Origin of the sequence: Streptomyces sp. NPDC086989, assembly GCF_044745505.1 — a bacterium.
Lineage (GTDB): Bacteria > Actinomycetota > Actinomycetes > Streptomycetales > Streptomycetaceae > Streptomyces.
Genome location: NZ_JBIVAL010000001.1, coordinates 356,486 through 380,258 on the forward strand (window position 1 = coordinate 356,486; position 23,773 = coordinate 380,258).

Annotated in this window: 27 protein-coding genes; 15 read left to right on the top strand and 12 right to left on the bottom strand. The window is 72.9% G+C overall.

Annotation, left to right across the window (positions count from 1 at the left end):
- Window positions 1-169: 169 nt before the first annotated feature.
- Window positions 170-1,786, bottom strand: coding sequence for an MFS transporter (locus ACIPK4_RS01745; RefSeq protein WP_054222917.1), 1,617 nt, complete (start codon window positions 1,784-1,786; stop codon window positions 170-172).
- 117 nt (window positions 1,787-1,903) lie between these two features.
- Between ACIPK4_RS01745 and ACIPK4_RS01750 the strand changes: the two genes are divergently transcribed.
- The 3 genes from ACIPK4_RS01750 to ACIPK4_RS01760 all read left to right on the top strand — a co-directional run bounded on the left by ACIPK4_RS01750 (window position 1,904) and on the right by ACIPK4_RS01760 (window position 4,807).
- Complete coding sequence (locus ACIPK4_RS01750) at window positions 1,904-2,572, top strand: TetR family transcriptional regulator (protein ID WP_054222916.1); 669 nt, start codon at window positions 1,904-1,906, stop codon at window positions 2,570-2,572.
- Between the two features lie 177 nt (window positions 2,573-2,749).
- Entirely contained in the window at window positions 2,750-3,889 is a 1,140-nt protein-coding gene (locus ACIPK4_RS01755) for an alpha/beta hydrolase (RefSeq protein ID WP_402309060.1), read from the top strand.
- Window positions 3,890-3,955: 66 nt separating this feature from the next.
- A complete protein-coding gene (locus ACIPK4_RS01760; protein WP_402309061.1) occupies window positions 3,956-4,807 on the top strand; it encodes a DUF4429 domain-containing protein in 852 nt (283 codons plus the stop codon).
- A 113-nt stretch (window positions 4,808-4,920) separates the two neighbouring features.
- On the opposite strand, the gene ACIPK4_RS01765 is transcribed toward ACIPK4_RS01760, so the two are convergent.
- Window positions 4,921-5,940 (bottom strand): aldo/keto reductase, encoded by a 1,020-nt coding sequence (locus tag ACIPK4_RS01765; RefSeq protein ID WP_402308496.1) that lies wholly within the window; start codon window positions 5,938-5,940, stop codon window positions 4,921-4,923.
- Window positions 5,937-6,332, bottom strand: coding sequence for a MerR family transcriptional regulator (locus ACIPK4_RS01770; RefSeq protein ID WP_376194247.1), 396 nt, complete (start codon window positions 6,330-6,332; stop codon window positions 5,937-5,939). Before ACIPK4_RS01770 ends, ACIPK4_RS01765 begins: the two co-directional genes overlap by 4 nt.
- 52 nt (window positions 6,333-6,384) lie before the next feature.
- Here ACIPK4_RS01770 and ACIPK4_RS01775 point away from each other — a divergent pair, with 52 nt between their 5' ends.
- Window positions 6,385-7,221: a serine hydrolase domain-containing protein gene (locus ACIPK4_RS01775; RefSeq protein WP_402308499.1), complete on the top strand. Its 837-nt coding sequence runs from the start codon at window positions 6,385-6,387 to the stop codon at window positions 7,219-7,221.
- Window positions 7,222-7,266: 45 nt separating this feature from the next.
- Here ACIPK4_RS01775 and ACIPK4_RS01780 read toward each other — a convergent pair whose 3' ends face one another.
- A complete protein-coding gene (locus tag ACIPK4_RS01780; protein ID WP_402308502.1) occupies window positions 7,267-7,920 on the bottom strand; it encodes a pirin family protein in 654 nt (217 codons plus the stop codon).
- A gap of 81 nt (window positions 7,921-8,001) precedes the next feature.
- Between ACIPK4_RS01780 and ACIPK4_RS01785 the strand changes: the two genes are divergently transcribed.
- The 5 genes from ACIPK4_RS01785 to fabF all read left to right on the top strand — a co-directional run bounded on the left by ACIPK4_RS01785 (window position 8,002) and on the right by fabF (window position 12,896).
- Entirely contained in the window at window positions 8,002-9,207 is a 1,206-nt protein-coding gene (locus tag ACIPK4_RS01785; RefSeq protein WP_054222911.1) for a CdaR family transcriptional regulator, read from the top strand.
- Window positions 9,208-9,296: 89 nt separating this feature from the next.
- Window positions 9,297-10,220 (top strand): ACP S-malonyltransferase, encoded by a 924-nt coding sequence (locus tag ACIPK4_RS01790; protein ID WP_402308505.1) that lies wholly within the window; start codon window positions 9,297-9,299, stop codon window positions 10,218-10,220.
- Window positions 10,221-10,239: 19 nt separating this feature from the next.
- Window positions 10,240-11,244 (top strand): ketoacyl-ACP synthase III, encoded by a 1,005-nt coding sequence (locus tag ACIPK4_RS01795; protein WP_054222909.1) that lies wholly within the window; start codon window positions 10,240-10,242, stop codon window positions 11,242-11,244.
- 58 nt (window positions 11,245-11,302) lie between these two features.
- Entirely contained in the window at window positions 11,303-11,551 is a 249-nt protein-coding gene (locus ACIPK4_RS01800) for an acyl carrier protein (protein WP_030227178.1), read from the top strand.
- 79 nt (window positions 11,552-11,630) lie between these two features.
- Window positions 11,631-12,896: a beta-ketoacyl-ACP synthase II gene (gene fabF / locus ACIPK4_RS01805; protein WP_402308508.1), complete on the top strand. Its 1,266-nt coding sequence runs from the start codon at window positions 11,631-11,633 to the stop codon at window positions 12,894-12,896.
- A gap of 175 nt (window positions 12,897-13,071) precedes the next feature.
- On the opposite strand, the gene ACIPK4_RS01810 is transcribed toward fabF, so the two are convergent.
- A complete protein-coding gene (locus ACIPK4_RS01810; RefSeq protein ID WP_054222907.1) occupies window positions 13,072-13,566 on the bottom strand; it encodes a DUF3145 domain-containing protein in 495 nt (164 codons plus the stop codon).
- Between the two features lie 249 nt (window positions 13,567-13,815).
- Between ACIPK4_RS01810 and ACIPK4_RS01815 the strand changes: the two genes are divergently transcribed.
- Window positions 13,816-14,712 carry an SGNH/GDSL hydrolase family protein gene (locus ACIPK4_RS01815; RefSeq protein WP_402308510.1) on the top strand — a complete coding sequence of 299 codons (897 nt, stop codon included), beginning with the start codon at window positions 13,816-13,818 and terminating at the stop codon, window positions 14,710-14,712.
- 78 nt (window positions 14,713-14,790) lie between these two features.
- Here the strand turns inward: ACIPK4_RS01815 and ACIPK4_RS01820 are convergent, their stop codons facing one another.
- Window positions 14,791-15,441, bottom strand: a complete 651-nt coding sequence (locus ACIPK4_RS01820) for a hypothetical protein (protein ID WP_402308513.1) — start codon at window positions 15,439-15,441, stop codon at window positions 14,791-14,793.
- A gap of 138 nt (window positions 15,442-15,579) precedes the next feature.
- Here ACIPK4_RS01820 and ACIPK4_RS01825 point away from each other — a divergent pair, with 138 nt between their 5' ends.
- Window positions 15,580-16,293: a carbon-nitrogen hydrolase family protein gene (locus ACIPK4_RS01825; protein WP_402308516.1), complete on the top strand. Its 714-nt coding sequence runs from the start codon at window positions 15,580-15,582 to the stop codon at window positions 16,291-16,293.
- Between the two features lie 90 nt (window positions 16,294-16,383).
- Here the strand turns inward: ACIPK4_RS01825 and ACIPK4_RS01830 are convergent, their stop codons facing one another.
- Window positions 16,384-16,962, bottom strand: coding sequence for a DUF1707 and DUF4190 domain-containing protein (locus tag ACIPK4_RS01830; RefSeq protein ID WP_402308519.1), 579 nt, complete (start codon window positions 16,960-16,962; stop codon window positions 16,384-16,386).
- Window positions 16,963-17,092: 130 nt separating this feature from the next.
- Between ACIPK4_RS01830 and ACIPK4_RS01835 the strand changes: the two genes are divergently transcribed.
- Window positions 17,093-17,818: a hypothetical protein gene (locus tag ACIPK4_RS01835; protein WP_402308522.1), complete on the top strand. Its 726-nt coding sequence runs from the start codon at window positions 17,093-17,095 to the stop codon at window positions 17,816-17,818.
- 30 nt (window positions 17,819-17,848) lie between these two features.
- Here ACIPK4_RS01835 and ACIPK4_RS01840 read toward each other — a convergent pair whose 3' ends face one another.
- Window positions 17,849-18,178: a helix-turn-helix domain-containing protein gene (locus tag ACIPK4_RS01840; protein ID WP_054222902.1), complete on the bottom strand. Its 330-nt coding sequence runs from the start codon at window positions 18,176-18,178 to the stop codon at window positions 17,849-17,851.
- Between the two features lie 97 nt (window positions 18,179-18,275).
- On the opposite strand from ACIPK4_RS01840, the gene ACIPK4_RS01845 reads away from it, so the two are divergent.
- Entirely contained in the window at window positions 18,276-19,166 is an 891-nt protein-coding gene (locus ACIPK4_RS01845; protein ID WP_402308528.1) for an NAD(P)-dependent oxidoreductase, read from the top strand.
- A 15-nt stretch (window positions 19,167-19,181) separates the two neighbouring features.
- Here ACIPK4_RS01845 and ACIPK4_RS01850 read toward each other — a convergent pair whose 3' ends face one another.
- The 3 genes from ACIPK4_RS01850 to ACIPK4_RS01860 all read right to left on the bottom strand — a co-directional run bounded on the left by ACIPK4_RS01850 (window position 19,182) and on the right by ACIPK4_RS01860 (window position 21,781).
- Window positions 19,182-20,210, bottom strand: coding sequence for an EI24 domain-containing protein (locus ACIPK4_RS01850; RefSeq protein WP_402308534.1), 1,029 nt, complete (start codon window positions 20,208-20,210; stop codon window positions 19,182-19,184).
- A 64-nt stretch (window positions 20,211-20,274) separates the two neighbouring features.
- Complete coding sequence (locus tag ACIPK4_RS01855; protein WP_054222900.1) at window positions 20,275-20,697, bottom strand: organic hydroperoxide resistance protein; 423 nt, start codon at window positions 20,695-20,697, stop codon at window positions 20,275-20,277.
- Window positions 20,698-20,761: 64 nt separating this feature from the next.
- Window positions 20,762-21,781, bottom strand: coding sequence for an NADP-dependent oxidoreductase (locus tag ACIPK4_RS01860; RefSeq protein WP_402308538.1), 1,020 nt, complete (start codon window positions 21,779-21,781; stop codon window positions 20,762-20,764).
- Window positions 21,782-21,895: 114 nt separating this feature from the next.
- Between ACIPK4_RS01860 and ACIPK4_RS01865 the strand changes: the two genes are divergently transcribed.
- Window positions 21,896-22,318, top strand: coding sequence for a MarR family winged helix-turn-helix transcriptional regulator (locus ACIPK4_RS01865; RefSeq protein WP_054222898.1), 423 nt, complete (start codon window positions 21,896-21,898; stop codon window positions 22,316-22,318).
- A gap of 40 nt (window positions 22,319-22,358) precedes the next feature.
- Here the strand turns inward: ACIPK4_RS01865 and ACIPK4_RS01870 are convergent, their stop codons facing one another.
- Window positions 22,359-23,096: a hypothetical protein gene (locus tag ACIPK4_RS01870; protein ID WP_402308541.1), complete on the bottom strand. Its 738-nt coding sequence runs from the start codon at window positions 23,094-23,096 to the stop codon at window positions 22,359-22,361.
- A gap of 78 nt (window positions 23,097-23,174) precedes the next feature.
- Between ACIPK4_RS01870 and ACIPK4_RS01875 the strand changes: the two genes are divergently transcribed.
- Window positions 23,175-23,756 carry a hypothetical protein gene (locus tag ACIPK4_RS01875; RefSeq protein ID WP_376194271.1) on the top strand — a complete coding sequence of 194 codons (582 nt, stop codon included), beginning with the start codon at window positions 23,175-23,177 and terminating at the stop codon, window positions 23,754-23,756.
- The last annotated feature ends 17 nt before the right edge of the window (window positions 23,757-23,773 follow it).

Consider the following 23,773-nt stretch of genomic DNA (forward strand, 5'->3'; position numbering starts at 1 on the left):
GTGGACCAGGGCGTCCGGACCGGTTCCGGGGCGCCTCGGACACCACGCTGACCTGCGAGGACGGCCCGGCGGAAGGGGTCTGGGGCGGGTCCACCCGGATAGGCGACGGCCCCGCCGGAACCGTCCGGCGGGGCCTTCGTGCGTACGGGGTTGACGCCCGGGGGCGAACTCAGACGTGGGCCGCGCCCGCCCCCGCGGCGGCGTTCTCGCCGCGCTTGGTGAAGCAGGCGACGACCGCGGCGAGCACCGCGACGCAGCCGGCGACGGTGAAGGCGGTGCTCATGCCGGACACGAACGTGTCGTGCGCGACCTTGGTGATCGCCTCGGCGACCGGGGCCGGGGCCTGCGGCGGGACCGGGGCGATGCCGACCTGGACGCCCTTCTCGGCGAGGTCCAGCTGCTCCGGGGTGAGCGGGGGCAGCTTCGCCTGCTCCCAGTTGTCCCCGAACGAGTTGCCGACGGTGGTGGCCATGACCGCGCCGAGGACCGCGGTCCCGAGGCTGCCGCCGACCTGCATGGCGGCCTGCTGGAGCCCGCCGGCCACGCCGGAGAGCTCCAGCGGGGCGTTGCCGACGATGACCTCGGTGGCGCCGACCATGACGGGCGCGAGGCCGACACCGAGGAGGGCGAACCAGAGCGACATCTCCAGGGTGCCGGTGCCCGGGGTCAGCGCCGACATTCCGAAGCAGGCGACGGCGGTCGCGACCATGCCGGTGACCAGCGGGATCCGCGGGCCGACTGCGGTGATGGCGGCGCCGGCCAGCGGCGAGCCGATGATCATCATGCCGGTCAGGGGCAGCAGGTGCAGGCCGCTGTCGACGGGGCTCATGCCGTGCACGTTCTGCAGGTAGAAGGTGACGAAGAACAGGCCGCCCATGAAGGCGAAGGCCATCAGGACCATCAGCACGGTGCCCGCGGACAGCGGCACCGAGCGGAACATGCCGAGCGGGATCAGCGGTTCGGCGACCTTCGACTCCCAGACGGCGAAGAGCACGAAGCAGACGACGGAGGCGATCAGGAACAGGATGGTCCGGGTGTCGCCCCAGCCCCATTCCGAGGCCTTGATCAGCGCCCAGATCAGCGAGAACATCGCGGCCGACAGCAGCAGGATGCCGACGGCGTCGAAGGACTTGGGGGCGTTCTCGGCCCGGTGGTCGACCAGGATGAACAGGCCGAAGGCCAGGGCGATGATGCCGACGGGCAGGTTGATGAAGAAGACGGACTGCCAGTTGACGTTCTCCACGAGCAGGCCGCCCACGATGGGCCCGGCGGCGGTCGAGGCGCCGATGACCATGCCCCAGATGCCGATGGCCATGTTGAGCTTCTCGGCGGGGAAGGTGGCGCGCAGCAGGCCCAGCGCGGCGGGCATCAGCAGGGCGCCGAACAGGCCCTGTGCCACGCGGAAGGCGATCACGTACTGGACGCCGGAGGAGAGGCCGATGGCGGCGGAGGCGGCGGCGAAGCCGGCGATGCCTATGAGGAAGGTCTGGCGGTGCCCGAAGCGGTCGCCGAGCTTGCCCGCGGTGATCAGCGAGACGGCGAGGGCGAGCAGGTAGCCGTTGGTGATCCACTGGACGTCGGCGAGCGAGGCGTCGAGGTGCTGCTGGATCGCGGGGTTGGCGACGGCGACGATCGTGCCGTCCAGGGTGACCATCATGACGCCGATCGCCACGGCGAAGAGGGTCAGCCAGGGGTGTCCGCGCAGCCCGGACCGGTCCGGCCCGGGGCCGGTCTCCTTGACGGGCACCTGTTCGCCCCGGTCGTCGGTGGTGATCTGACTCGTCATGCGGACAGGCTAGTGACAGCGACTGACACTTCACAAACGGGTTAACGAGGCAGCGGCTGTCAGCTCGGTCACAGGTACCCTGTCCGCTCACTCAGCGTCAGATTCGGCCTGCGGATCATGCGGAAAGGACACCCCTCTGTGAGGACCGACGAGCGGCCGGCGCCCGCGCCCGGACTGCGCGAGCGCAAGAAGCGGCGCACCCGGGACGCGCTGCTGCGCGCCGCCCTGCTCCTCTTCGTCGCGCAGGGGTACGAGCACACGACCGTCGACGAGATCGCCGATGCCGTGGACGTCTCCCAGCGCACCTTCTTCCGGTACTTCGCCAACAAGGAGGAGGTCGCCTTCGCCGTCCAGGACCTGGTCGAGACGCACTTCCTCGCCGCGCTGGGCGCGCGGCCGCCGGCCGAGGGACCGCTCCAAGCCCTGCGGGGCGCGGTGCTCGGCGCCTGGGACACCCTCGACGAGGCCCTGTCCGACGTGGTCCCGGTCGACCTCTACATGCGGACCTACCAGCTCATCGAGTCGACCCCGGCGCTGCTCGCGGTGCACCTGCGCCGCTCCACCGAGCTGGAGGAGCGGATCGCCCGCCTGATCGCCGAGCGCGAGGGACTGGACGTGGACGCGGACCCGCGGCCCCGGGTGGCGGTCGCCGCGTTCTCCGGGGTGATGAGGGTCACCGGCCGGCTGTGGGGGCAGGGAGAGGACGCCAGCGTGGCCTCGATCCGGCGGATGACGGAGGCGTGCCTTGACCAGATCGGCCCCGCGCTGGCCGCGGACTGGCGCTGAACGCCCGTACCGGGTCCCACGGTCGGCCGTGAACCCGGTCACCCCGGGCACCGTGGCCGGATCCGGTCTCCTACGCTGGTCCCAGTGAACCTGCCCGGCCTCGCCCACTCCCCCGTCGGCGCCGACCCGCGCCCCGCCGCCCTGCGCACCCTGCTCGCGCTCGCGGTGGTCTTCATCATGCTGGCGACCACCGGCTGGACCGCGGTGCACCGCCCCGACGCGGGCACCTCGCTGCGGACCGCCGCCCTCGCCTCCTGGGCCGCGGCCCGGATGGACGGCCGGCCGCTGCCGGCCGCCGACGCCTCCGTGCGGACGGTGGCCCGGTTCTTCGCCGGTCTGGACGGAGCCCAGCGGGCCCGGCTGGCCGAGGGGCACCCGCTGGTCGTCGGCAACCTCGACGGGGCGCCCGCCGCGCTGCGCTACCGGGCCAACCTGCGCGGCCTGGAGCAGGCCGAGCGGGTGGAGGACGCCCGCAGCCGGGACGTCAGCCTGACCCCGGCCGACCGCGCCACGGCCGGCCGGCGGGCCCACCGCTTCGCCTCCCTGGCCGAACCCGGCCGCCAGATCCTCGCGTTCGACCCGACCGGCAACGGGCGCGTGGCCGAGGTGTTCGGCGACCTGGACCGCGCTGAGCGGATCTCGGTGGTCGTCCCCGGCGTCGACACCGACGTACTCACCTTCGAGCGCACCACGCGCCGGCTGACCGCCCCCGTCGGGATGGCGCAGTCGTTGTACGAGGCCCAGCGCGCGCAGGCTCCCGGCAGCCGCACCGCCGTCATCGCCTGGGCGGGCTACACCGCGCCCACCGGGGTCGGCATGGACGCGGCCACGGGCCGGATGGCGGTCGACGGCGCGGTCCGGCTGGAGGCCCTGACGGCGGCGCTGCCGGGCGATGCGGACGTGGCGCTGTTCTGCCACAGCTACGGGTCGGTGGTGTGCGGGGTCGCCGCGCACGCGCTGCCGCAGCGGGTGACCGACGTGGTGGTGGCCGGCAGCCCGGGAATGCGCGCGGAGTCGGTGGCGGGCCTGCACACGTCGGCCCGGGTGTGGGCCACGCGGGACGCCGGGGACTGGATCGCGGACGTACCGCACCTGGAGGTCGGCGGGGTCGGCCACGGGGCGGATCCGGTGTCGCCGGAGTTCGGGTCGCGGCTGTTGTCCTCGGCCGGGGCGAAGCTCCACACCGGCTATTTCGAGCCAGGCACCGGATCCCTGGACAACTTCGCCAAAATCGGAACAGGCGCGTTCGGTTCCGTTGTGTGTGCAACGGGCGATGCTGCGTGCCGCCGCGGAATTTCCGGGACAGACGGGGACTGACACGTGTAGAGCCTCGGAAAACGGGCTCGGCATCAAGGGGGACGCACGGGGGTGCGTCCCTTTACCATGTGCCGCATGGGTGACGTACTGGCCGGAAACCATGCCGTCTGGGAGTTCGACACGGACTCGGTGGTCATCCGCTTCGCACGGGGGATGCGAACGCCACGTCTCTGGCACGCCCTCGGGGTGCGGCGGATCCCCTTCGAGGCGTTGTCGGGGGTGACCGTGAACGCGACCGGGTCCGGGGGGAGACGGGACGCGGTGGTCCTGCACGCCGTGCCGCGGACGGGCGCGGATCCGCTGATGGAGGTCGCGGCCGGGCAGCTGCGCGAGGCCTGCGACCCGTACCGGCTGGTGCTGCCGGGCGGCCGGGCCGGGCAGGCGGCCGAGTTCGCGGACGCCGTACGGGCCCGGCTGGGCCCCGGTCGGGACGAACCGGCGGAACGATTCCTCGTCCAGGTCCCGGAGCCGCCGCTGCAGCTGAAGGCGTACGACGCACGCCTGGGGTTCGACGGCTCGGCCGTCACCTTCCACTGGTCGCGCACCGGCGCCACGAGCACCAAGTGGAAGGCCGGCGACCAGCGTTGCCCGCTGTCCGGGCTGACCGGAGTCGAGTGGCGCACGCCCGAGGGCCCCGGCGGCCATCTGCGGCTGCTGCGCAGGGACGCCACCGCCGACCCGCGGCCCGACCACGACCTCGCGTCCGCGGTCTTCGGCCTCGGGTACGGGTCGGTGCACGAGTCGCTGCCCTTCGCCGCGGCCGTCCTCGCCGCCCTGCGCGGCCGCACCCCGGTGGCCTCGGTCCCCGCGGCGCGCACCGACGAGCGCCTGCACCACCTGAGCGAGCTGCACGGCGCGGGCCTTTTGACCGACGCCGAGTACACGGCGCTGCGCGACCGCTTCACCGCCGGCGCCTGACCTGAGCGGCCGGGCCGGGCCCCGGCCCCGCCGCCGGGGGACGCCGGCACCCCGACGGCGGTGGATCCGTACGGACCGGCCGGCACCGTCCTCGCGGGCCGCGGATGGCCGGCTCAGTCCTCGCGGGCCGCGGACGTCCAGGTCATGTCCGGGTAGCGGTCGCCGGCGACCTGGCCGGCGATCGGCTCCAGCAGGGCCAGCTCCGCGGGCGTCAGGGTGATCCGGGTCGCCGCGGTGTTCTCCGCGAGACGGCCGGGCTTGCGGGTGCCCGGGATCGGGACCACCGTCAGCCCGTGCACCTGCGCCTGCTGGTGCACCCAGGCGAGCGCGATCTGCGCCGGGCTTGCACCGTGCGCCTCCGCGATCTCCCGCACCGGCGCCAGCAGCGCCGCGTTGGCCTTGGCGTTGTCGCCGGTGAACCGGGGCTGGAAGCGGCGGAAGTCCGCCGCCGACAGGTCGGCCGCCGCGTCCGCGAACGCGCCGGTCAGGAAGCCGCGTCCGAGCGGGGAGTACGGCACGAAGGCCACGCCCAGCTCCGCCGCCGCGCCCACCGCGCTGCGCTCCACGTCCCGGCTGAACAGCGACCACTCCGACTGGAGCGCCGCGATCGGGTGCACCGCGTAGGCCTCGCGCAGCTCGGCGCCGGTGACCTCGCTGAGCCCCAGGTGGCGCACCTTGCCCTCCTGCACCAGCTCGGCCATCGTGCCCACCGACTCGGCGAACGGCACGGCCGGGTCGCGCCGGTGCATGTAGTAGAGGTCGATCACATCGGTCCCGAGCCGCCGCAGGCTGTCCTCGACGGCCTGGCGGATGTACGCGCGGTCGTTGCGGATGCCCCGGTACTGCGGGTCGTCGCTGCGCGCGATGCCGAACTTGGTGGCGAGGGTGATCTCGTCGCGGCGCTCGGCCACGAACGGCGCGAGGAACTCCTCGTTGGCGCCGCGCCCGTAGGTGTCCGCGGTGTCGAAGAGGGTGACCCCGGCGGCCAGGGCCGCTTCCAGGGTGTCGCGGGCGCGGGCCTCGTCGGTCTCGCCGTAGAACTCGCTCATGCCCATGCAGCCGAGGCCCTGGACGCCGACCAGCGGGCCCCCCTTGCCGAGTTCGACCTGCTCGATGGTGGTGTTCTGCGTCATTGCTGTGTCGCCTTCCCCGCGGTCGTTCCCATGGCATACATGTCGATCTTGAAGTCCAGTACGGCGAGCGCGTCGGTCAGTTCAGAGATCCGCGCGCGGACCTCGCGCCGCGTCTGTTCCAGCAGTTCGCGGCGCTGGTCCACGGTGTGCTCGCCCTCGCGCACGAGTTCGGCGTAGCGGACCATGTCGGCCACCGACATCCCCGTGGCGCGCAGCTTGCCCACGAAGGCGAGCCAGTGGAGGTCCTGGTCGCTGAACCGGCGCTGTCCCGAGTGCGAGCGGTCCACGTGCGGCATCAGGCCGATCCGTTCGTACCAGCGCAAGGTGTGCTGGGTCAGACCGGTCCGGGCCTCGACCTCGCTGATCGTGTACCGCGTCTGCGTCAGGCTCATGGCGACCACGCTAAAACCCTGGAGTGCACTCCAAGCAAGTAGGCTCGGCCACATGGAGAGCGTGGAAACCCTGCACAGTCTGCGAACCGTCGAAAACTGGCCGGTACCGACCGCTGCGGCGGCCGTCGTGCACGCCGACGGGAGCCTGGCCGGCTCCCACGGCCCCGTCGACCACCGCTTCGCGCTGGCCTCGGTCACCAAGCCGCTCGCCGCGTACGCCGCGCTCGTCGCGTACGAGGAGGGGGCGGTCGAGCTGGACGAACCGGCCGGGCCCGAGGGCTCGACGGTCCGTCACCTGCTCGCGCACACCAGTGGCCTGGCCTTCGACGAACACCGTGCGATGGCCGCGCCCGGGACCCGCCGGCTGTACTCGAACGCGGGCTTCGAGGTGCTCGGCGACCACATCACCAAGGCCACCGGCATTCCCTTCGCGGAGTACGTGCACCAGGCGGTGTTCGAGCCGCTGGGCATGACGTCGACGACGCTGGAGGGCTCGCCCGCCAAGGACGGCGTCTCGACCGTGTCCGACCTTGTCCGGTTCGCCGCGGAGCTCCAGGCGCCGCGGCTGCTCGACGTGCGCACGGTCGCGGAGGCCACCTCCGTCGTGCACCCGGGCCTCAAGGGCGTGCTTCCCGGGTACGGGATCCAGTCCCCCAACGACTGGGGGCTCGGCCTGGAGATCCGCGACGGCAAGGCCCCGCACTGGACGGGCGCCTCGTCCTCGCCCCGCACCTTCGGCCACTTCGGGCAGGCCGGCACCTTCCTGTGGGTGGACCCGGACGCCCGCGCCGCGTGCGTGGCCCTGGCCGACCGCCCGTTCGGCCCGTGGGCCGTGGAGGCCTGGCCCCCGTTCACCGACGCGGTCCTCGCCGAGCTCGCCGGCCGCTGACCCGCACGTCGCCGGGCGGGGTGGCCGCGGCGGCCAGGACAGCTCTTAGGGCAGCTCCCAGATCAGCAGTTCCCCCGGGGAACCGGCGAAGAGCTCCAGGCCCTGTTCGCCGGTGATCCGGGCCGCGTCCCCGGGTCCCAGCTCCTCCCCGTCCAGGCGCAGGTCCCCGCGCACCACGTGCAGGTAGACCCGCTCCGCCGCGGGTACGGCGACCCGCTCGCCCGCCCCGGGCCTGCGGACGTGCAGGACGGCGCCGGCCGCGGGGACCTCGTACGGGGTGCCCTCGGCGAGCTGCGGGACGAGCGTGTACGAGGGCTCCCCGCCGGGTGCGGACGGCGCGAGCCACATCTGCACGAAGCGCAGCGGAACCGCGCCGTCGTTGCGCTCGATGTGCCGGGCCCCGGAGCCGGCGGCGAGGTGCTGCACGTCGCCGGGCCGGACCAGGGTGCTCTCGCCGGTGCTGCCCTTGTGCGTGAGCTCGCCCTCGACGACCCAGGTCACGATCTCGGTGTGGCTGTGCGGATGCTCGTCGAAGCCGGCGCCCGGGGCGAGCGTCTCCTCGTTGCAGGCGAGGACCGGGCCGAAGCGCAGGTTCTCCGGGTCGTAGAACCCGCCGAAGGAGAAGGCGTGCAAGGTGGTGATCCCGGTGTCCGGATCCCCGCCCCCGTACCGGTCGGTCCCGCGGCGTACGTCAATCATGAGTGCCACCGTAGCCCCCCGGCGGACGGCCGCCGCGGGACCGGACTCCGCGCCGCCGTCCCGATAAGGCAGTCTTGTCCCGTGCCCCAACCCGAACGTGAGCATTCCCCCGCGCATCCCGCTCCCGCCCACCCGCACGCCGCGACGCTGCGCCGCCTGGAGAAGTCCTCCGGCCGGCTCGCCGCCAACGCGATCGCCCGCATGGACGAGACCCTGCCGTGGTACCGGGCGATGCCCCCGGAGAACCGGTCCTGGATCGGCCTGGTCGCGCAGGCCGGTATCGCCGCGTTCACGGAGTGGTTCCGGCACCCGGAGACCCCGCAGGCGATCTCGACGGACGTCTTCGGGACGGCTCCGCGCGAGCTGACCCGCGCGATCACCCTGCGCCAGACCGTGGAGATGGTCCGTACGACCATCGAGGTCATGGAGACCGCGATCGAGGAGGTCGCGGCGCCGGGCGACGAGTCGATCCTGCGCGAGGCGCTGCTGGTGTACGCCCGGGAGATCGCGTTCGCGACCGCCCAGGTGTACGCGCAGGCCGCCGAGGCGCGCGGGGCGTGGGACGCCCGGCTGGAGTCCCTCGTGGTGAACGCGGTGCTGTCGGGGGAGGCCGACGAGGGCGCGCTGTCGCGGGCCGCCGCACTCGGGTGGAACTCGCCGGAGCACGTGTGCGTGGTGCTCGGCACGGCGCCGGAGGGCGACAGCGAGCTGACGGTCGAGGCGATCCGGCGCGCGGCCCGGCACCACAAGCTCCAAGTGCTGACGGGTGTGCTGGGCGACCGGCTGGTGGTGATCGCCGGCGGCAGCGACAACCCGATCCAGGTGGCGAAGTCGCTGATCGGACCGTTCGCGGCGGGTCCGGTGGTGGCCGGTCCGGTGGTTCCCGATCTGCTGAACGCGACCAAGTCCGCGCAGGCCGCGGCGGCCGGGCTGAAGGCGTGCACGGCCTGGCAGGACGCTCCCCGGCCGGTGCTGGCGGACGATCTCCTGCCCGAGCGCGCGATCGCCTCGGATCCCTCCGCGCGGGAGCAGCTGGTGGAGGAGATCTACAGACCGCTGGAAGAGGCGGGGTCGGCGTTGCTGGAGACGCTGAGCGTGTATCTGGAGCAGGCGAGCAGTCTGGAAGGGGCCGCCCGGATGCTGTTCGTACACCCGAACACGGTGCGCTACCGGCTCCGACGTGTGACCGACGTCACCGGTTGGTCACCGTCCGATGTCCGCTCGGCGTTCACGCTGCGGATCGCCTTGATCCTCGGGCGTCTGGCCGACGGCGATCCGCAGTCCTAGACTTTTGTCGGACATCAACAATTACCCCGACGGTTCTTGGTCCCTGTCCCCACGGGCGGCAGGGACCATCCACAAGAGAGAGTGTGAGGGTGCTCGTACTCGTCGCTCCCGGCCAAGGCGCACAGACGCCCGGCTTCCTGACTCCCTGGCTCGACCTCCCCGGTGCCGCTGACCGCGTCGCCGCCTGGTCGGACGCCATCGGGCTCGACCTTGCCCACTACGGCACGAAGGCCGACGCGGACGAGATCCGCGACACGGCGGTGGCCCAGCCGCTGCTGGTGGCCGCCGGTCTGCTCTCCGCTTCCGCGCTCGGCGCAGGCTCCCGCGCGGCCTTCGGTGCCGTCGCGGGCCACAGCGTCGGCGAGATCACGGCCGCCGCCTACGCCGGTGTGCTGTCCGACGCGGACGCGCTGTCGTTCGTACGGACCCGCGGTCTGGCCATGGCCGAGGCCTCTGCCGTCACCGAGACGGGCATGGCCGCGGTGCTCGGGGGCGACCAGCAGGTCGTCGTCGCGCACCTGGAGAAGCTGGGTCTGACCCCGGCCAACATCAACGGGGCGGGCCAGATCGTCGCCGCGGGCACGATGGAGCAGATCGAGGCCCTGGTCGCCGAGAAGCCCGAGGGCTCCATGAAGGTCGTCGCCCTCAAGGTCGCGGGCGCCTTCCACACGCACCACATGGCTCCCGCGGTCGCCACGCTGGAGAAGGCCGCGCAGGCCCTCGCCCCGGCCGACCCGGAGCTGAAGTACGTCTCGAACAAGGACGGCCACGTCGTCGCCACGGGCGCCGACGTCGTCGCCCGCCTGGTCGGCCAGGTCGCCAACCCGGTCCGCTGGGACCTGTGCATGGAGACGTTCGGCGCGTTGGGCGTCACCGGGATCATCGAGCTCAGCCCGGGTGGCACGCTGACGGGTCTGGCCAAGCGCGCGCTGAAGGGCGTTCCGACCGTGGCCCTGAAGACGCCGGACGATCTCGAAAAGGCCGCCGCGCTCCTCGCCGAGCACGCGGCCTGAGAGAAGGAGCCCACACAGCATGTCGAAGATCAAGCCTGCCAAGGGCTCCCCGTACGCCCGTATTCTCGGCGTCGGCGGCTACCGGCCGACCCGCGTGGTCTCCAACGAGGTCATCCTGGAGACGATCGACTCGTCCGACGAGTGGATCCGCTCCCGCTCCGGCATCGCGACCCGGCACTGGGCCTCGCCCCAGGAGACCGTCGCCGCGATGTCGGTGGAGGCCTCCGGCAAGGCGCTGGCCGATGCCGGCATCTCGCCCGAGCAGATCGGCGCCGTGATCGTCTCGACGGTCTCGCACTTCAAGCAGACGCCTGCCGTCGCGACCGAGATCGCCCACCGGATCGGCGCTGTCAAGCCCGCCGCGTTCGACATCTCCGCGGGCTGCGCCGGCTTCGGCTACGGCCTGACGCTGGCCAAAGGCCTGGTCATCGAGGGCTCGGCCCAGTACGTCCTCGTCATCGGCGTGGAGCGGCTGTCGGACCTGACCGACCTGGAGGACCGCGCGACGGCCTTCCTGTTCGGTGACGGCGCGGGCGCCGTGATCGTGGGTCCCTCGGACGAGCCGGCCATAGGCCCCACCGTGTGGGGTTCGGAGGGCGACAAGTCCGAGACGATCAAGCAGACCGTGCCGTGGGACGAGTTCCGCAGCACGGACAGCGCACAGAAGTTCCCGGCCATCACGCAGGAGGGCCAGGCGGTCTTCCGCTGGGCCGTGTTCGAGATGGCCAAGGTGGCCCAGCAGGCGCTGGACGCGGCCGGGATCACCGCCGAGGACCTGGACGTCTTCATCCCGCACCAGGCGAACATGCGGATCATCGACTCGATGGTGAAGACTCTCAAGCTGCCGGAGCACGTCACGGTCGCCCGTGACGTGGAGACCACCGGCAACACGTCGGCCGCCTCGATCCCGCTCGCCATGGAGCGGCTCCTGGCGACCGGAGCGGCGAAGAGCGGCGACACCGCGCTCGTCATCGGCTTCGGGGCGGGGCTCGTCTACGCCGCGACGGTCGTTACCCTCCCCTAGGGCTCCGGATCCGTATCCAGCCCTGTTTCACCCCAGTTAGCTAGAGAAGGAGCGCCACATGGCCGCCACCCAGGAAGAGATCGTCGAAGGTCTCGCGGAGATCGTCAACGAGATTGCCGGCATCCCGGTCGAGGACGTCGAGATCGGCAAGTCCTTCACCGACGACCTGGACGTCGACTCGCTGTCCATGGTCGAGGTCGTCGTCGCCGCCGAAGAGCGCTTCGACGTGAAGATCCCGGACGAGGACGTCAAGAACCTCAAGACGGTCGGCGACGCCGCTGACTACATCCTGAAGCACCAGGCCTGAGCCTGACGAGCGTTTGTCGCCACCTGGCGGTGGCGCCGTGACAATTCAGCACCCCCTGAGACGTGGAGAAAGAATTCCTGTGAGCCCGACCAATCGCACCGTGGTCGTCACCGGTATCGGCGCAACCACTCCGCTGGGTGGCGACAGCGCTTCGACCTGGGAAGGTCTGCTCGCCGGTCGTTCCGGCGTCAAGCCCCTCGAGGGCGAGCGGTTCGCCGAACTCCCGGTCCGTATCGCCGCCCCGGTCGCCGTGGACCCCAGCGAGGTCCTTCCGCGCCCGCTGGCCCGCAAGCTGGACCGCTCGGCCCAGTTCGCCGTCATCGCCGCCCGTGAGGCCTGGGCCGATGCCGGCTACACCGCCCCGGCGGGCGAGGACGCGTCCATCGCGCCCGAACGCCTGGGCACCGTGATCGCCTCCGGTATCGGCGGCGTCACCACCCTGCTCGACCAGTACGACGTACTGAAGGAAAAGGGCGTGCGCCGGGTCTCCCCGCACACCGTCCCCATGCTCATGCCGAACGGCCCGTCGGCCAACGTCGGCCTGGAGGTCAACGCCCAGGCGGGCGTGCACACCCCGGTCAGCGCCTGCGCCTCCGGCGCCGAGGCCATCGGCTACGCCGTCGAGATGATCCGTACCGGCCGCGCCGACGTGGTCGTCGCGGGCGGCACCGAGGCGGCGATCCACCCGCTGCCCATCGCCGCGTTCGCCAACATGATGGCGATGTCCAAGAACAACGAGAACCCCGAGCAGGCCTCCCGCCCGTACGACAAGGCCCGTGACGGCTTCGTCCTCGGCGAGGGCGCGGGCGTCGTCATCCTGGAGTCCGCCGAGCACGCCGCCGCGCGCGGCGCCCGGGTCTACTGCGAGGTGCTGGGCCAGGGTCTGTCCGCGGACAGCCACCACATCGCGCAGCCGGAGCCGACGGGCCGCGGTGTCGCGGCCGCGGTGCAGAACCTGCTCGACAACACGGGTCTCGACCCCGCCGAGCTGGTCCACGTGAACGCGCACGCCACCTCGACCCCGCAGGGCGACACGGCCGAGCTGAAGGCCCTGCGCAAGGTCCTGGGCGACGACCTCGACCACATCGCGATCTCCGCGACCAAGTCGATGACCGGTCACCTGCTGGGCGGCGCCGGCGGTATCGAGACCGTCGCGACCGTGCTCGCGCTGTACCACCGGCTGGCCCCGGCGACCATCAACGTCGACGAGCTCGACGAGGACATCGACGCGGACATCGTCGTCGGCGAGCCGCGCAAGCTGCCGGCCGACGGCCGGATCTCCGCGATCAACAACTCGTTCGGCTTCGGCGGCCACAACGTCACCCTGGCGTTCCGCAGTGTCTGACGTCTGACGCCCGCCCGCACATGCACGAGGCCCACCCGGAGTCCACCGGGTGGGCCTTCTGCATGGGCCCGGGCCGAGGGCGGAGCGTGGGTCGGGGCCGAGGGCTGTGCGTGGGTCGGGGCCGAGGGTCGTCCCGCGATCCCCGGCGGGTGCGCGGCGGATTGCGGGACAGCCCTCAGACCACCTGGTGCAGCCAGCGGACCGGGGCGCCCTCGCCCGCGTAGCGGAAGGGCTCCAGCTCGTCGTCCCAGGGCTTGCCGAGCAGTTTGGCGATCTCCGCCTCCAGGTCGGTCTCGCCGAGCGCGGACCGGGCCAGGGCGGCACGCAGCCGGTCCTCGGGGATCAGGATGTCGCCGTGCATGCCGGTGACGGCGTGGAAGATGCCGAGCTCCGGGGTGGAGCTGTAGCGCTCGCCCTCGGCGGTGGGGCAGGGTTCCGCGGTCACCTCGAAGCGCAGCAGGTGCCAGCCGCGCAGCGCGGAGGCGAGCTTCGACGCGGTGCCGGCTTCGGCCTGCCAGGAGAACTCGGCTCTCCAGGTGCCGGGTGAGGCGGGCTGCCGGATCCAGTCGAGGTTCACCCGCACCCCGAGCACGCCCGCAACGGCCCATTCCACGTGCGGGCAGAGCGCGCGCGGTGCGGAATGCACGTACAGAACTCCACGTGTCGTCACCGGGACCTCCAGTGTGGGACGAGGTCGGGAATAAACTCCAGAAAACGGACAGAATGTGACGTGATGTAATGTAACGGAAATTTTTTGACATTGCGCAACGGGACCTGCGGCCGAAACGCCACGGGAAAAAGCTACCGTGCGCCAGGGGTCATGGTGTGACGTACGGTCGGTCCGAGGCCGCCAAACACCGAGCTTTCACTCAGCAGGACGCCCCCGGAGGACGTGGGGCGACGAGGAGGGAACCACCCGATGCGCACCACCGCCCCGCGACGCCGCGCGCGCCGGTCACTCGCCGGAGCAGGCGCGACGATCGTCGTCCTGGCCGGGGTGCTGACCGGGTGTCAGTCGGGCGGGTCGGCCACGGAGGGTGAGCGGGGGGCGCAGGCCGGGCCGCGCTGGAACACCGCGCCCACCTCGATCGCCGCCGTCGGCGACTCCATCACGCGGGGTTTCGACGCCTGTTCGGTGCTGGCGGACTGCCCGGAGGTCTCCTGGGCCACCGGAAACGACCCCGCGGTGCGATCCCTCGCCGCACGGCTGCTCGGGGAGGCCGGGGTGCCGGAGCGCAGCTGGAACCTCGCGGTGACGGGCTCCCGGATGGCGGACCTGGCGGGGCAGCTGGCCGCGGCCTCGGAGCACAAGCCCGACCTGGTCACGGTGATGGTGGGATCGAACGACGCCTGCCGCCCGCTGGCTTCGTCGATGACGCCGGTGGCGGAGTTCCGGGCGGGGTTCGAGAAGGCCCTCGCCGGCCTGCGGGCGGCCTCGCCCGCGTCCGAGGTGTACGTCTCCAGCGTGCCGGACCTGCAGCGGCTGTGGGAGCAGGGCAAGGACAGCCCGATGGTGCGGCAGATCTGGAAGCTGGGGATCTGTCAGTCGATGCTGGCGGACCCGCTGTCGGCGGCGACCGGGGCGACGTCCCGGCGCGAGCAGGTGCGGGCGCGTGTCGTCGAGTACAACGAGGTGCTCCGTGAGGTCTGCGCCAAGGACGCGCTGTGCCGCTACGACGGCGGCGCGGTGTTCCAGTACCCCTTCTCCGCGGACCAGTTGAGCCGCTGGGACTGGTTCCACCCGGGCAAGGACGGACAGGCCCGGCTCGCGGAGCTGGCGCACCGCCAGGTGACGGCGGCCGAGCCGCCCCGCTGACGGGGAGGGCCATGGGGACCGTGGGCTGGTGTCCGGGCGCCCCCGGTCCGGTTCATGGCTCCGCGGGCCGCAGGCACCTCAGGGGCGCCCCAGCAGGGCGTCGTGGACGGGGCAGGGCGGGCGGCGGGACGGGCCGGGGACCCGGTAGTAGACGCGGTCGCGCAGGCGTCCCGTCCAGGGCTCCCGCTCCGAGCGCCGCTTGACGAGGAGGTGGCGGCTGCTGCCCGCTCCCAGATGGGTGCGGTACGCGGCGAGCAGCGGGTCCGCCGGGCCGAGGAAGTCCCGGATCTGCTCCTCCACCAGGCAGAACGGGCAGTCCCCCCCCGGCGGCAGGTGGAACTGGCGGCCCTCCGGATGGGCGTCGTCGGCGAAGGCGGTCAGCGCCAGCGAACCGCTGAACATCACGCACACGCCCAGGACCTGCGGGCCGGCGGCGTCCGCCGCCTGCCGGATCAGCCCCCGGAGGGTTTCGGTGTCGACCCGCCTGATCCCGGCCACCAGGGTCCGCATCGCCGTCAGCAGACCGTGCACCGCGGCCGCCAGGGAGACGAGGGCGACCGCCGCGACGGTCCACGGCGGCGCGGTGGACGCGAGCAGCCACAGCACGCCCGCGTTGAGGGCGGCCATGAGGAGCACCGCCACCCGCAGTCCGGCGCCGCTGGTGCGCACCACGCGGTACGACACGACCAGGAAGGCAGCGGCGAGGACCGGTCGGATCCAGTCGGGCATCAGCCGGCCCTCCGTCAACTCCGGCGAATACGCGGGCTGTTACAGCATCACTCCGCTGCGCCGCCACGTCGAGCCCCCTGCCGGCTCCCGCCCCGGGCCGCCCACCGGGGGCCCCGGCCGCGCTGGCATGCTGAGGTCGTGAAGATCGCAGCAGCGCAGCTCACCTGCGTCCCGGCCGACGTCCACGCCAACACGCGGCGCAGCGTCGCGCTCGCCGCCGAGGCCCGGGCGCAGGGCGCCGAACTCGTCGTGTTCCCCGAGTTCACGCTCACCGGCTACGAGCTGGAGGCCCTGGCCGCCGACCCCAGTCTGTGGATGGCGGACGCCGACGACACCCGGCTGGATCCGCTGCGGTCCGCCGGCATCGCCGTCGCCGTCAACGTCGCGCTGCGGACCCCCGGTCCGCTGCCCGCCATCGCGACGCTGGTGTACGGGGCGGACGGCGCGCATGTGACGACGTACGCGAAGCGGCACCTGTACCGGCACGAGCAGGGGGCCTTCACGGCCGGGGAGGGCCCGGGCCGCTTCACGCTCGGCGGGATCCGCTTCTCGCTCGGCGTCTGCTACGACAACCACTTCCCGGAGCTCACCGCCGGCGCGGCGGCGGACGGCTGCCGGGTCCACCTGGCGAGTTCCCTGTACGGGACGGGCGACGGGATCCGGGAGCGGGCGACCGTGTACCCCGGGATCGCCGGGGAGCACGGCCTGTACGTCGTCCTCGGCAACCACGTGGGTCCGTCGGGCCCGTGGACCGGCTGCGGGCGCGCCGCGCTGTGGGCCCCGGGCGGCGCGCTGCTGGCCGAGGCGGACGACCGTACGGCCTGTGTGGTGACGGCGGACGTCGCCCCCTGACGGCCGCGGCGCCGCCGGCCCGCCATTCGCCCGTCGTCCGCCGCCGGTCGTCCGCCGGCCGCCCGTCTGTCCGCCGCCCGTCGTCGGTCGTCAGTCGAGGACGCCGAACCCGGCGAGGACGAAGAGCAGCACCCAGCCTCCCAGCGACAGCCAGCCGAGCACCAGGCCGATCGTCGCGGGAGCGGTGCCCTCGTCACCGCGGGCGCGGATCTGCGCCTTGGCGATGTGCCCGGTGATCACGGCGCCGAGGCCCGCGAGGCCGAGCGTCGGCAGGCTCAGCACGCCGAGCGCGAGCGAGGCGATCGCCATCCCGTTGACCGGACGGTGCGGTACGGGCATCGGCATCGGCGGTGGCCCGTAGGCCGGTGGCAGCGCGGGCACGGCCGCGCCGAAGGGGACCGCCACCGGCCCGGCCGGCAGGTCCGCGACCAGCTGCGCGAGCTGGCCGTACGTCTGTGCCCCGTACACCGCGTCGAAGCGCTGCCCGTACTCCTCCCGGGTGAGCCGGCCCTCCGCGTAGGCGGCCTTGAGCACGTCCACCGTCCGGTCGCGGTCGGTGTGCGAGGCGCGCATCGCGGACTGCGGCATGTGCGCGTGCTGCCACGGCTGCCCGTACGGCTGCTGCTGCGGGCGGACCGGGTACGGCTGCCCCCAAGGCTGTTCGGCCATCCGGCCACCTCCGAAACCCCTGCGCGCGGTGCGCTCCTCCAGGATGGAGGACGACCGGGCGGCCGCGATAGTTGCGGGCTCCCGCGCCCAGCCCTGTGCCGCGGACGGCCCGTGTGATGAGGTGGCGGGCATGACCGACTTCGAGACGATCACGGTTCCGGCCCACCTCAGCGGATATCCCGGGGTGGCCTTCGGCGGCTACGTGGCCGGGGTGCTGGCGGCGCGGGCCGCAGCGAAGACCGTACGGGTGGACTTCCGCCGGCCGGTGCCCACCCAGGCGCCGGTCCGGCTCGTCCCGACGGCGGGTGGCGGCGTGGAGCTGGTGGACGGCGAGCTGCTGCTGGCGGCGGCGAGCCCCGCCGAACCGGCCGTGGAGGCTCCCGCGGCCCCGTCCTGGGAGCAGGCTTCGGCGGCGGCCGATGCGTACCGGGCCGTCCCGCCGGACGGGATGGTCGACTGTTTCGGCTGCGGCCTGCACCGCACGCCCGACACCGGGCTGCGGCTGCACTGCGGCCGGGTGCCCGGCAGCGCGGTCGTCGCCGCCGCCTGGACCCCCGGTCCCGGACTCGGTGACGCGGAGGGGCTGTTGCCGCCCGAGCTGGTGTGGGGCGCCCTGGACTGCCCGGGCAACGCGGCCGGCAGGCTGCTCGACGACCGGCGGCCCGGGGCGGTCACCGCCGCCCTGACCGCGCGGCTGCTGCGGCCGGTGCCGGTGGGCGAGGGCCTCGTCTCGTACGCCTGGCTGCTGGGCAGCGAGGGCCGCAAGTACCGCGTGGGCACCGCCCTGGCCACCGCCGACGGTGACCTGTGCGCCCTCGCCGAGGCCCTCTGGGTGGAACCTCGCGCCCAGGGCTAGGGATGCCCTGCCGATCAGGCCGGGAGGCGATCAGGCCGGGAGGCGGTGCTTGGTGCCCCATGCGCCGAGCGACGTCAGCGCCGTGTTCAGTTCCCGGCCCAGCGGGGTCAGCGAGTACTCGACGCGCGGCGGGACCTCGTCGTACACCTCACGGTGGACGATGCCGTCCGTCTCCAGCTCGCGCAGCTGGGCCGCGAGCACCTTCTCCGAGATGCCCGGAACCAGGCGGCGCAGTTCCCCGAATCGGCGCGGCCTCTGCTCCAGCTCCCAAAGGAGCGAGACCTTCCATTTGCCGTCGATCACGGCCATCGCCGCTGCCACACCGCAGTGGTCCGCCCCCGGCCTCCGCGTCACCTGCATCACGCACCCCTCCCCGCCTGCTCGCTCACCTGGGGGTAACCACCCACTCCCAAGTGCGTACTTGAGCACCACACATCCTGCCACCAGGCTCAACGCCATGACCTACGACAACGTTCCGAAGCGTCCGCTCACCCTCCTCGGCCTCGGCGACATGGGCACCGCGCTGGCCCGCACCTGGCTCGCCGCCGGGCACCCCCTCACCGTCTGGAACCGCACGCCCGCAAAGGCCGCAGCCCTCGCCGCCGAAGGCGCCGTCGTCGCCGCGAGCCCCGTCGAGGCGGTGGCGGCGGGCGACCTCGTCGTGCTCTGCCTGCTGGACGACGCGAGCGTCGGCCAGACCCTGGAGGGCGTCGACCTGACCGGCAAGGACCTGGTCAACCTCACCACCGGGACGCCCGGCGAGGGCCGGGAGCGCGCCGCCTGGGCACAGGCGCGCGGAGCCCGGTTCACGGACGGCGGGATCATGGGCACCCCGGTGATGATCGGCGTCCCCGCGTCCGGCGCGTACGTGTTCTACAGCGGCTCGCGAGCGCTGTTCGACGCGCACCGCAGCACCCTGGAGGTCCCGGCCGGAGCGCGCTTCGTCGGCGAGGACCCCGGCCACGCCGCGCTGTACGACGTGGCCCTGCTGAGCGGGATGTACGGGCTGTTCGCCGGGATCTCGCACGCTTTCGCGCTGATCGAGGGCGAGGACATCGCCCCGAAGGACCTGGCGCCGCTGCTGTCGGAGTGGCTCGGCGCGATGGGGTTCTTCGTGGACAACGCGGCCGACCGGCTGACCTCCCGCGACTTCACCACCGGCGTCGTGTCGAACCTGGCCATGCAGGTCGCCGGCAGCGGCACCCTGCTGCGCACCGCCGCGGAGCAGGGCGTCAGCGCGGAGCTGCTGACCCCTTACCTGGACCTGATGCGGCGCCGGCTGGACGCCGCCCCGGAGGCCCACTCCGGCGAGGACACGGCCGGGGCGATCACCCTGCTCAGGCGCTAGACGCGGGACAGCGGGTCACCGGTACGGGTTCGACGCGGGACCGGGGCCGCCGGCCGCTCCGCCGCCCGGATACTGCGGGGGCTGCTGCGCGTACGGGTTCTGCTGCGGCGCGGGGTACCGGGGCCCGGCGGCGTACGGCCCCGGGTGGGCGGACCCGCCCTGCGGCGCCGCGTACGGGGGCTGCTGGTACGGGGACTGGGGGTGCGGGGACTGCTGGTACGGGGACTGCTGGTGCGGCTGCGCCGGATGGCCGGGCCGGGCCGCCCCCTCGGGCTCCTCGGACCCGTCCCCGGCGGCCTGCTCCTCGTCCTCGCCGCGCAGTTCGCGGACCATGAGCGTGGCCCCGGCCACGGCACCCGGCATCAGGAACACCGCGACCAGCGGCACCAGGAACGCCAGCACCAGCGGTACGCCGAAGCCGAGCGCCATCGCGCGGCGTCCGCGCAGCAGGGCGAGCCGGTCCTTCAGCTCCACCTCGCGGCGCTGGAGCGCCACGGCGGTGAGTTCCTCGGTCAGGAAGAAGCCGGACACGCAGAACCCGATCGCCGGGATCACGGTCTGTCCGACGACGGGGATGAAGCCGAGCGCGAAGAGCAGGACCCCGTACAGCAGCACCCGGACGAGCACCTTGATGCTGTCCCGCGCCGAGATCCACAGCTCCCGGGCCAGCGGCAGCCCTGATTCGGGGGCGTCACCGCCGACGCTGCGGTCGACCTGCTCCGAGAGGGACTCGTAGAACGGCTGGCCGATGAGCAGGGTCACCGCGGTGAAGGTGATCACGGCGACGAAGAGGCCCAGGCAGAAGACGAGGGCGGTCAGGAAGCCCCGGAAGAGTCCGAGCCAGGGGGATCCCCAGTCGTCCGCGAAGGGCGTCGCCCAGGCCGTCAGGTCGTCGGCGCCGTAGCCGAGCCCGACGAGTGCGCCGGCGTACAGCACCAGCGCGAGCAGCCCGGGCAGCAGGCCGAAGCCCAGCCACCGTCCGTTACGGAACACCCACCTCTGTCCGGCCAGCAGATGGCCGAATCCCCCCGCAAGATCACGCATGGGCACAGCTTACGGCGAAGGCCGCCCCCGGACCGGGGGCGGCCTCCGCTGAGCGCGAGCCGGATCAGACGGCGAGCTCGACCGTGATGTTGCCGCGGGTCGCCTTGGAGTACGGGCAGACCTGGTGGGCCTTCTCGATCAGGTCCTTGGCGGTGGCGGCGTCCACGTTCGGGATCACGGCGGAGATCTTGACGATGATGCCGAAGCCCTCGTCGTTCTTGCCGATGCCGACCTCGGCGGTGACCGTCGCACCGGAGACGTCGGCGTTCTCGTTGCGGGCGACGACACCGAGGGCGCCCTGGAAGCAGGCGCTGTAGCCGGCGGCGAACAGCTGCTCCGGGTTGGTGCCGGCGCCGCTGCCGCCCATTTCCTTCGGCGGGTTCACGACGACGTCGAGCTGACCGTCGTTGGTGGCCACACGGCCGTCACGGCCGTTCTCGGCGGTGGCGACAGCGGTGTAGACGACGTCGGACTGCTGGATGGACATGTGAAGAGATCCTCCTGGTAGTCGCCGTGACTCGCGCCCACGATCACGACGGTGTGCAGTGAGCCTAACCGGTGAAGGAAACGATCATCTTTCCGGTGTTCTCACCGCGCAGCATGCCGAGGAAGGCCTCGGTCGCGTTCTCCACGCCCTCGACCACCGTCTCGTCGGCCACGAGCTCACCGGAGCGCAGCCAGCCGGCGACGTCCTGGACGAACTGCGGCTGGAGCCCGGCGTGGTCGCCGACCAGCACGCCCTGCAGGCGCAGCCGCTTGCCGATGACCAGGGCCAGGTTCCGCGGGCCGGGGGTCGGCTCCGTGGCGTTGTACTGGGCGATCGCCCCGCACAGGGTGGCGCGGCCGTGCACGTTCAGGGAGGAGATGGCGGCCTCCAGGTGGTCGCCGCCGACGTTGTCGAAGTAGACGTCGATGCCCTCGGGGGCGGCTTCCTTCAGCTGCTCGCCGACGGGGCCGTTCTTGTAGTTGAAGGCGGCGTCGAAGCCGTACTTCTCCGTGAGGAGCGTCACCTTCTCGTCCGAACCGGCGGAGCCGATCACCCGGGAGGCGCCCTTGATCTTCGCGAACTGGCCGACGAGGCCGCCGACCGCGCCCGCCGCGCCGGAGACGAAGACGGCGTCGCCCTCCTTGAAGGAGGCCACCTCGAAGAGGCCGGCGTACGCGGTCAGGCCGGGCATGCCGAGCACGCCGAGGTAGGCGGAGAGCGGCGCGAGCGAGGCGTCGACCTTGGTGGCGTGCTTGGCGTCCAGGTCGGCGTACTCGCGCCAGCCCAGGCCGTGCAGGACGTGGTCGCCGACCTCGAAGCCCTCGGCGGCGGAGGCAACGATCTCGCCGACCGCGCCGCCGTCCATCGGCTTGTCCAGCTGGAAGGGCGGGATGTACGACTTCACGTCGTTCATCCGGCCGCGCATGTAGGGGTCCACGGACATGTGGAGGTTGCGCACCAGGATCCGGCCCGGAGCCGGGGCCGCGACCTCGACCTCGCGCAGGGCGAAGTCCTCGGCCACGGGCCAGCCCTGCGGACGGCGGACGAGGTGCCACTCGCGGCTGACGGCGGGGATCTGAGACATGGGGGCTCCCGAATCGAGGGTGCCGGCACCGGGGCGCCGACGAATACTTCATCAAGTGAAACAACCATGCGCCTGGATATTTCATGTTGTCAAGCAAATGGGTACGCTGGATCCATGCCCAGTCGTCGCGCAGATCCCCTGACCCTTGAGGTTGTCGAGCTCATCGGCTCCGTCGTGGCCCGCTACCACGAGGAGTACGAGCACGCGGCAGCCAGCCACCAGCTCACCGGCGCCCAGGCCCGGGTGCTGAACCTGCTGTCCCTGGAGCCGATGCCGATGCGCCGGATCGCGCAGCAGCTGAAGTGCGAGCCCTCGAACATAACGGGCATCGTGGACCGGCTGGAGTCACGCGGCCTGGTCGAGCGCAGGCCGGACCCGGCCGACCGCCGGGTGAAGCTGGCCGCCCCGACGGAGGAGGGCCTGCAGACCGCGGACCGGCTGCGCGAGTCGCTGGACTTCGCGCGCGAACCGCTGGCCGGGCTGTCCACGGCCGAGCGGGCGGTCCTTCGGGACCTGCTCAAGCGGATGCTGGGCTGACGCCACCCCGGCCCGTCCCCCGCCCCCGGCGGGAGCTCCGTCAGCAGAAGATCCAGAGGATGCAGCCCTTGGTCGGCGTGGGGCTCGGGCTCGGCACCGGAGCGGGCGGCGGCTGCGCCGTCCCGGAAGCGCTCGGCGAGGCAGACCCCGACTGCCCCGGCTTCACGGACGGACCCGGACCGGGGGCGCCCTTCGTCGGCCCCGTCCTGCCCGGCGCGGAGGCCGACCCCGAGGGACCCGGCTCCGTCGTCGGCCCCTCGGTGGACGTCCCGGGCGCGGCCGGCTTCGTCCCGCCCGCACCGGCCTTCGCGGCCCCGGAGGCCTTCACCGGCTTCAGCGCCGAAGGCGCGGCGGGAGTCCCGTGGCCACTCGGCAGCGGGGCCGGATCCTGCGGGCCGTCCCCGTCGGTGAGCACGACCTCGGCGGCCCGGTCGGTCTTCTGCCCCTCGGTGACGATCCGGGCCAGCGCGACCGTGCCGCCGACGGCGAGCGTCAGTCCCAGGCCGATGGTCAGCAGGGTCCGCCGGCGCCGGCGGTGCGTGGCACGGCGCCGCGCGCCGGACCGGCCGTGGTGCTCGCCGGCCAGCACGACGATCGAGTCCGCGAACGGATCGGCGGCCTCCGGCCCGGTGGAGCCGTACGGGGCGGAGCCGTACGGAGCGGCGGGCACGGCGGGCCCCCCGGGCACTACGGGCGGCAGGTACTCGACCGGGGTTCCGCACCCGGCGCAGGCCAGGGCGCCGTTGAGGTGCCTCCGGCACGCGTGGCAGTAGTCCATGACGTCCGCACGCTACGCGGTTCCCCGCAACATCCATGTCGCGGGTTCGTGGAGGTCCTGTGTGGAATCGTGGTTTCCATGACTGCGCCCACGCCTTCGGTGCCCTTCGGTCCGGCCGCCTTCCAACTGGTGCTGCTGCGCCGCATGGCGGACTTCCGGCCGGACCTCGCAGAGGCGGCCCGGCAGCGGCTGGGCGCCTCGCTCGCGGAGCAGCGGGCGGCGAACAAGCGCTGGCAGGCGATGGTCCGCTCGCCCCGCTCGCGCGGAGCGCTGGCCCGCTACCGCTCGGTGCTCGGGCCGCCGGAGTCGACGGCCGCACGTACGATCGGCGACCTGGAGTGCGAGGCCCTGCTGTGGCCGGTGCCGCTCTGGCCCGACCTGCGCTTCGAGGTGCTGGCCGCGCCGGACGGGGCGGTGTGGAACGAGTGGCTGGTACGGGCCCCGGGCGCGCCGGGACCCGTACTGGAGACGGTGCAGGACCTGCGGCCCTGGTCGGCCACGGTGGACGAGGTGGCACGGGCCTTCGCCCCGGCGCGCCCGATGGAGGGCACGGCGCCGACCCGGTGGCGCCTCGCGTTCACCGCGCAGGGGCGGCCGTGCGTGGCGGAGTTCACGTACGGCCTGCTCCAGCGCGTCGCGGTCGACGGCATCGAGATCTGAGGCCGCGCAGGCCCCCG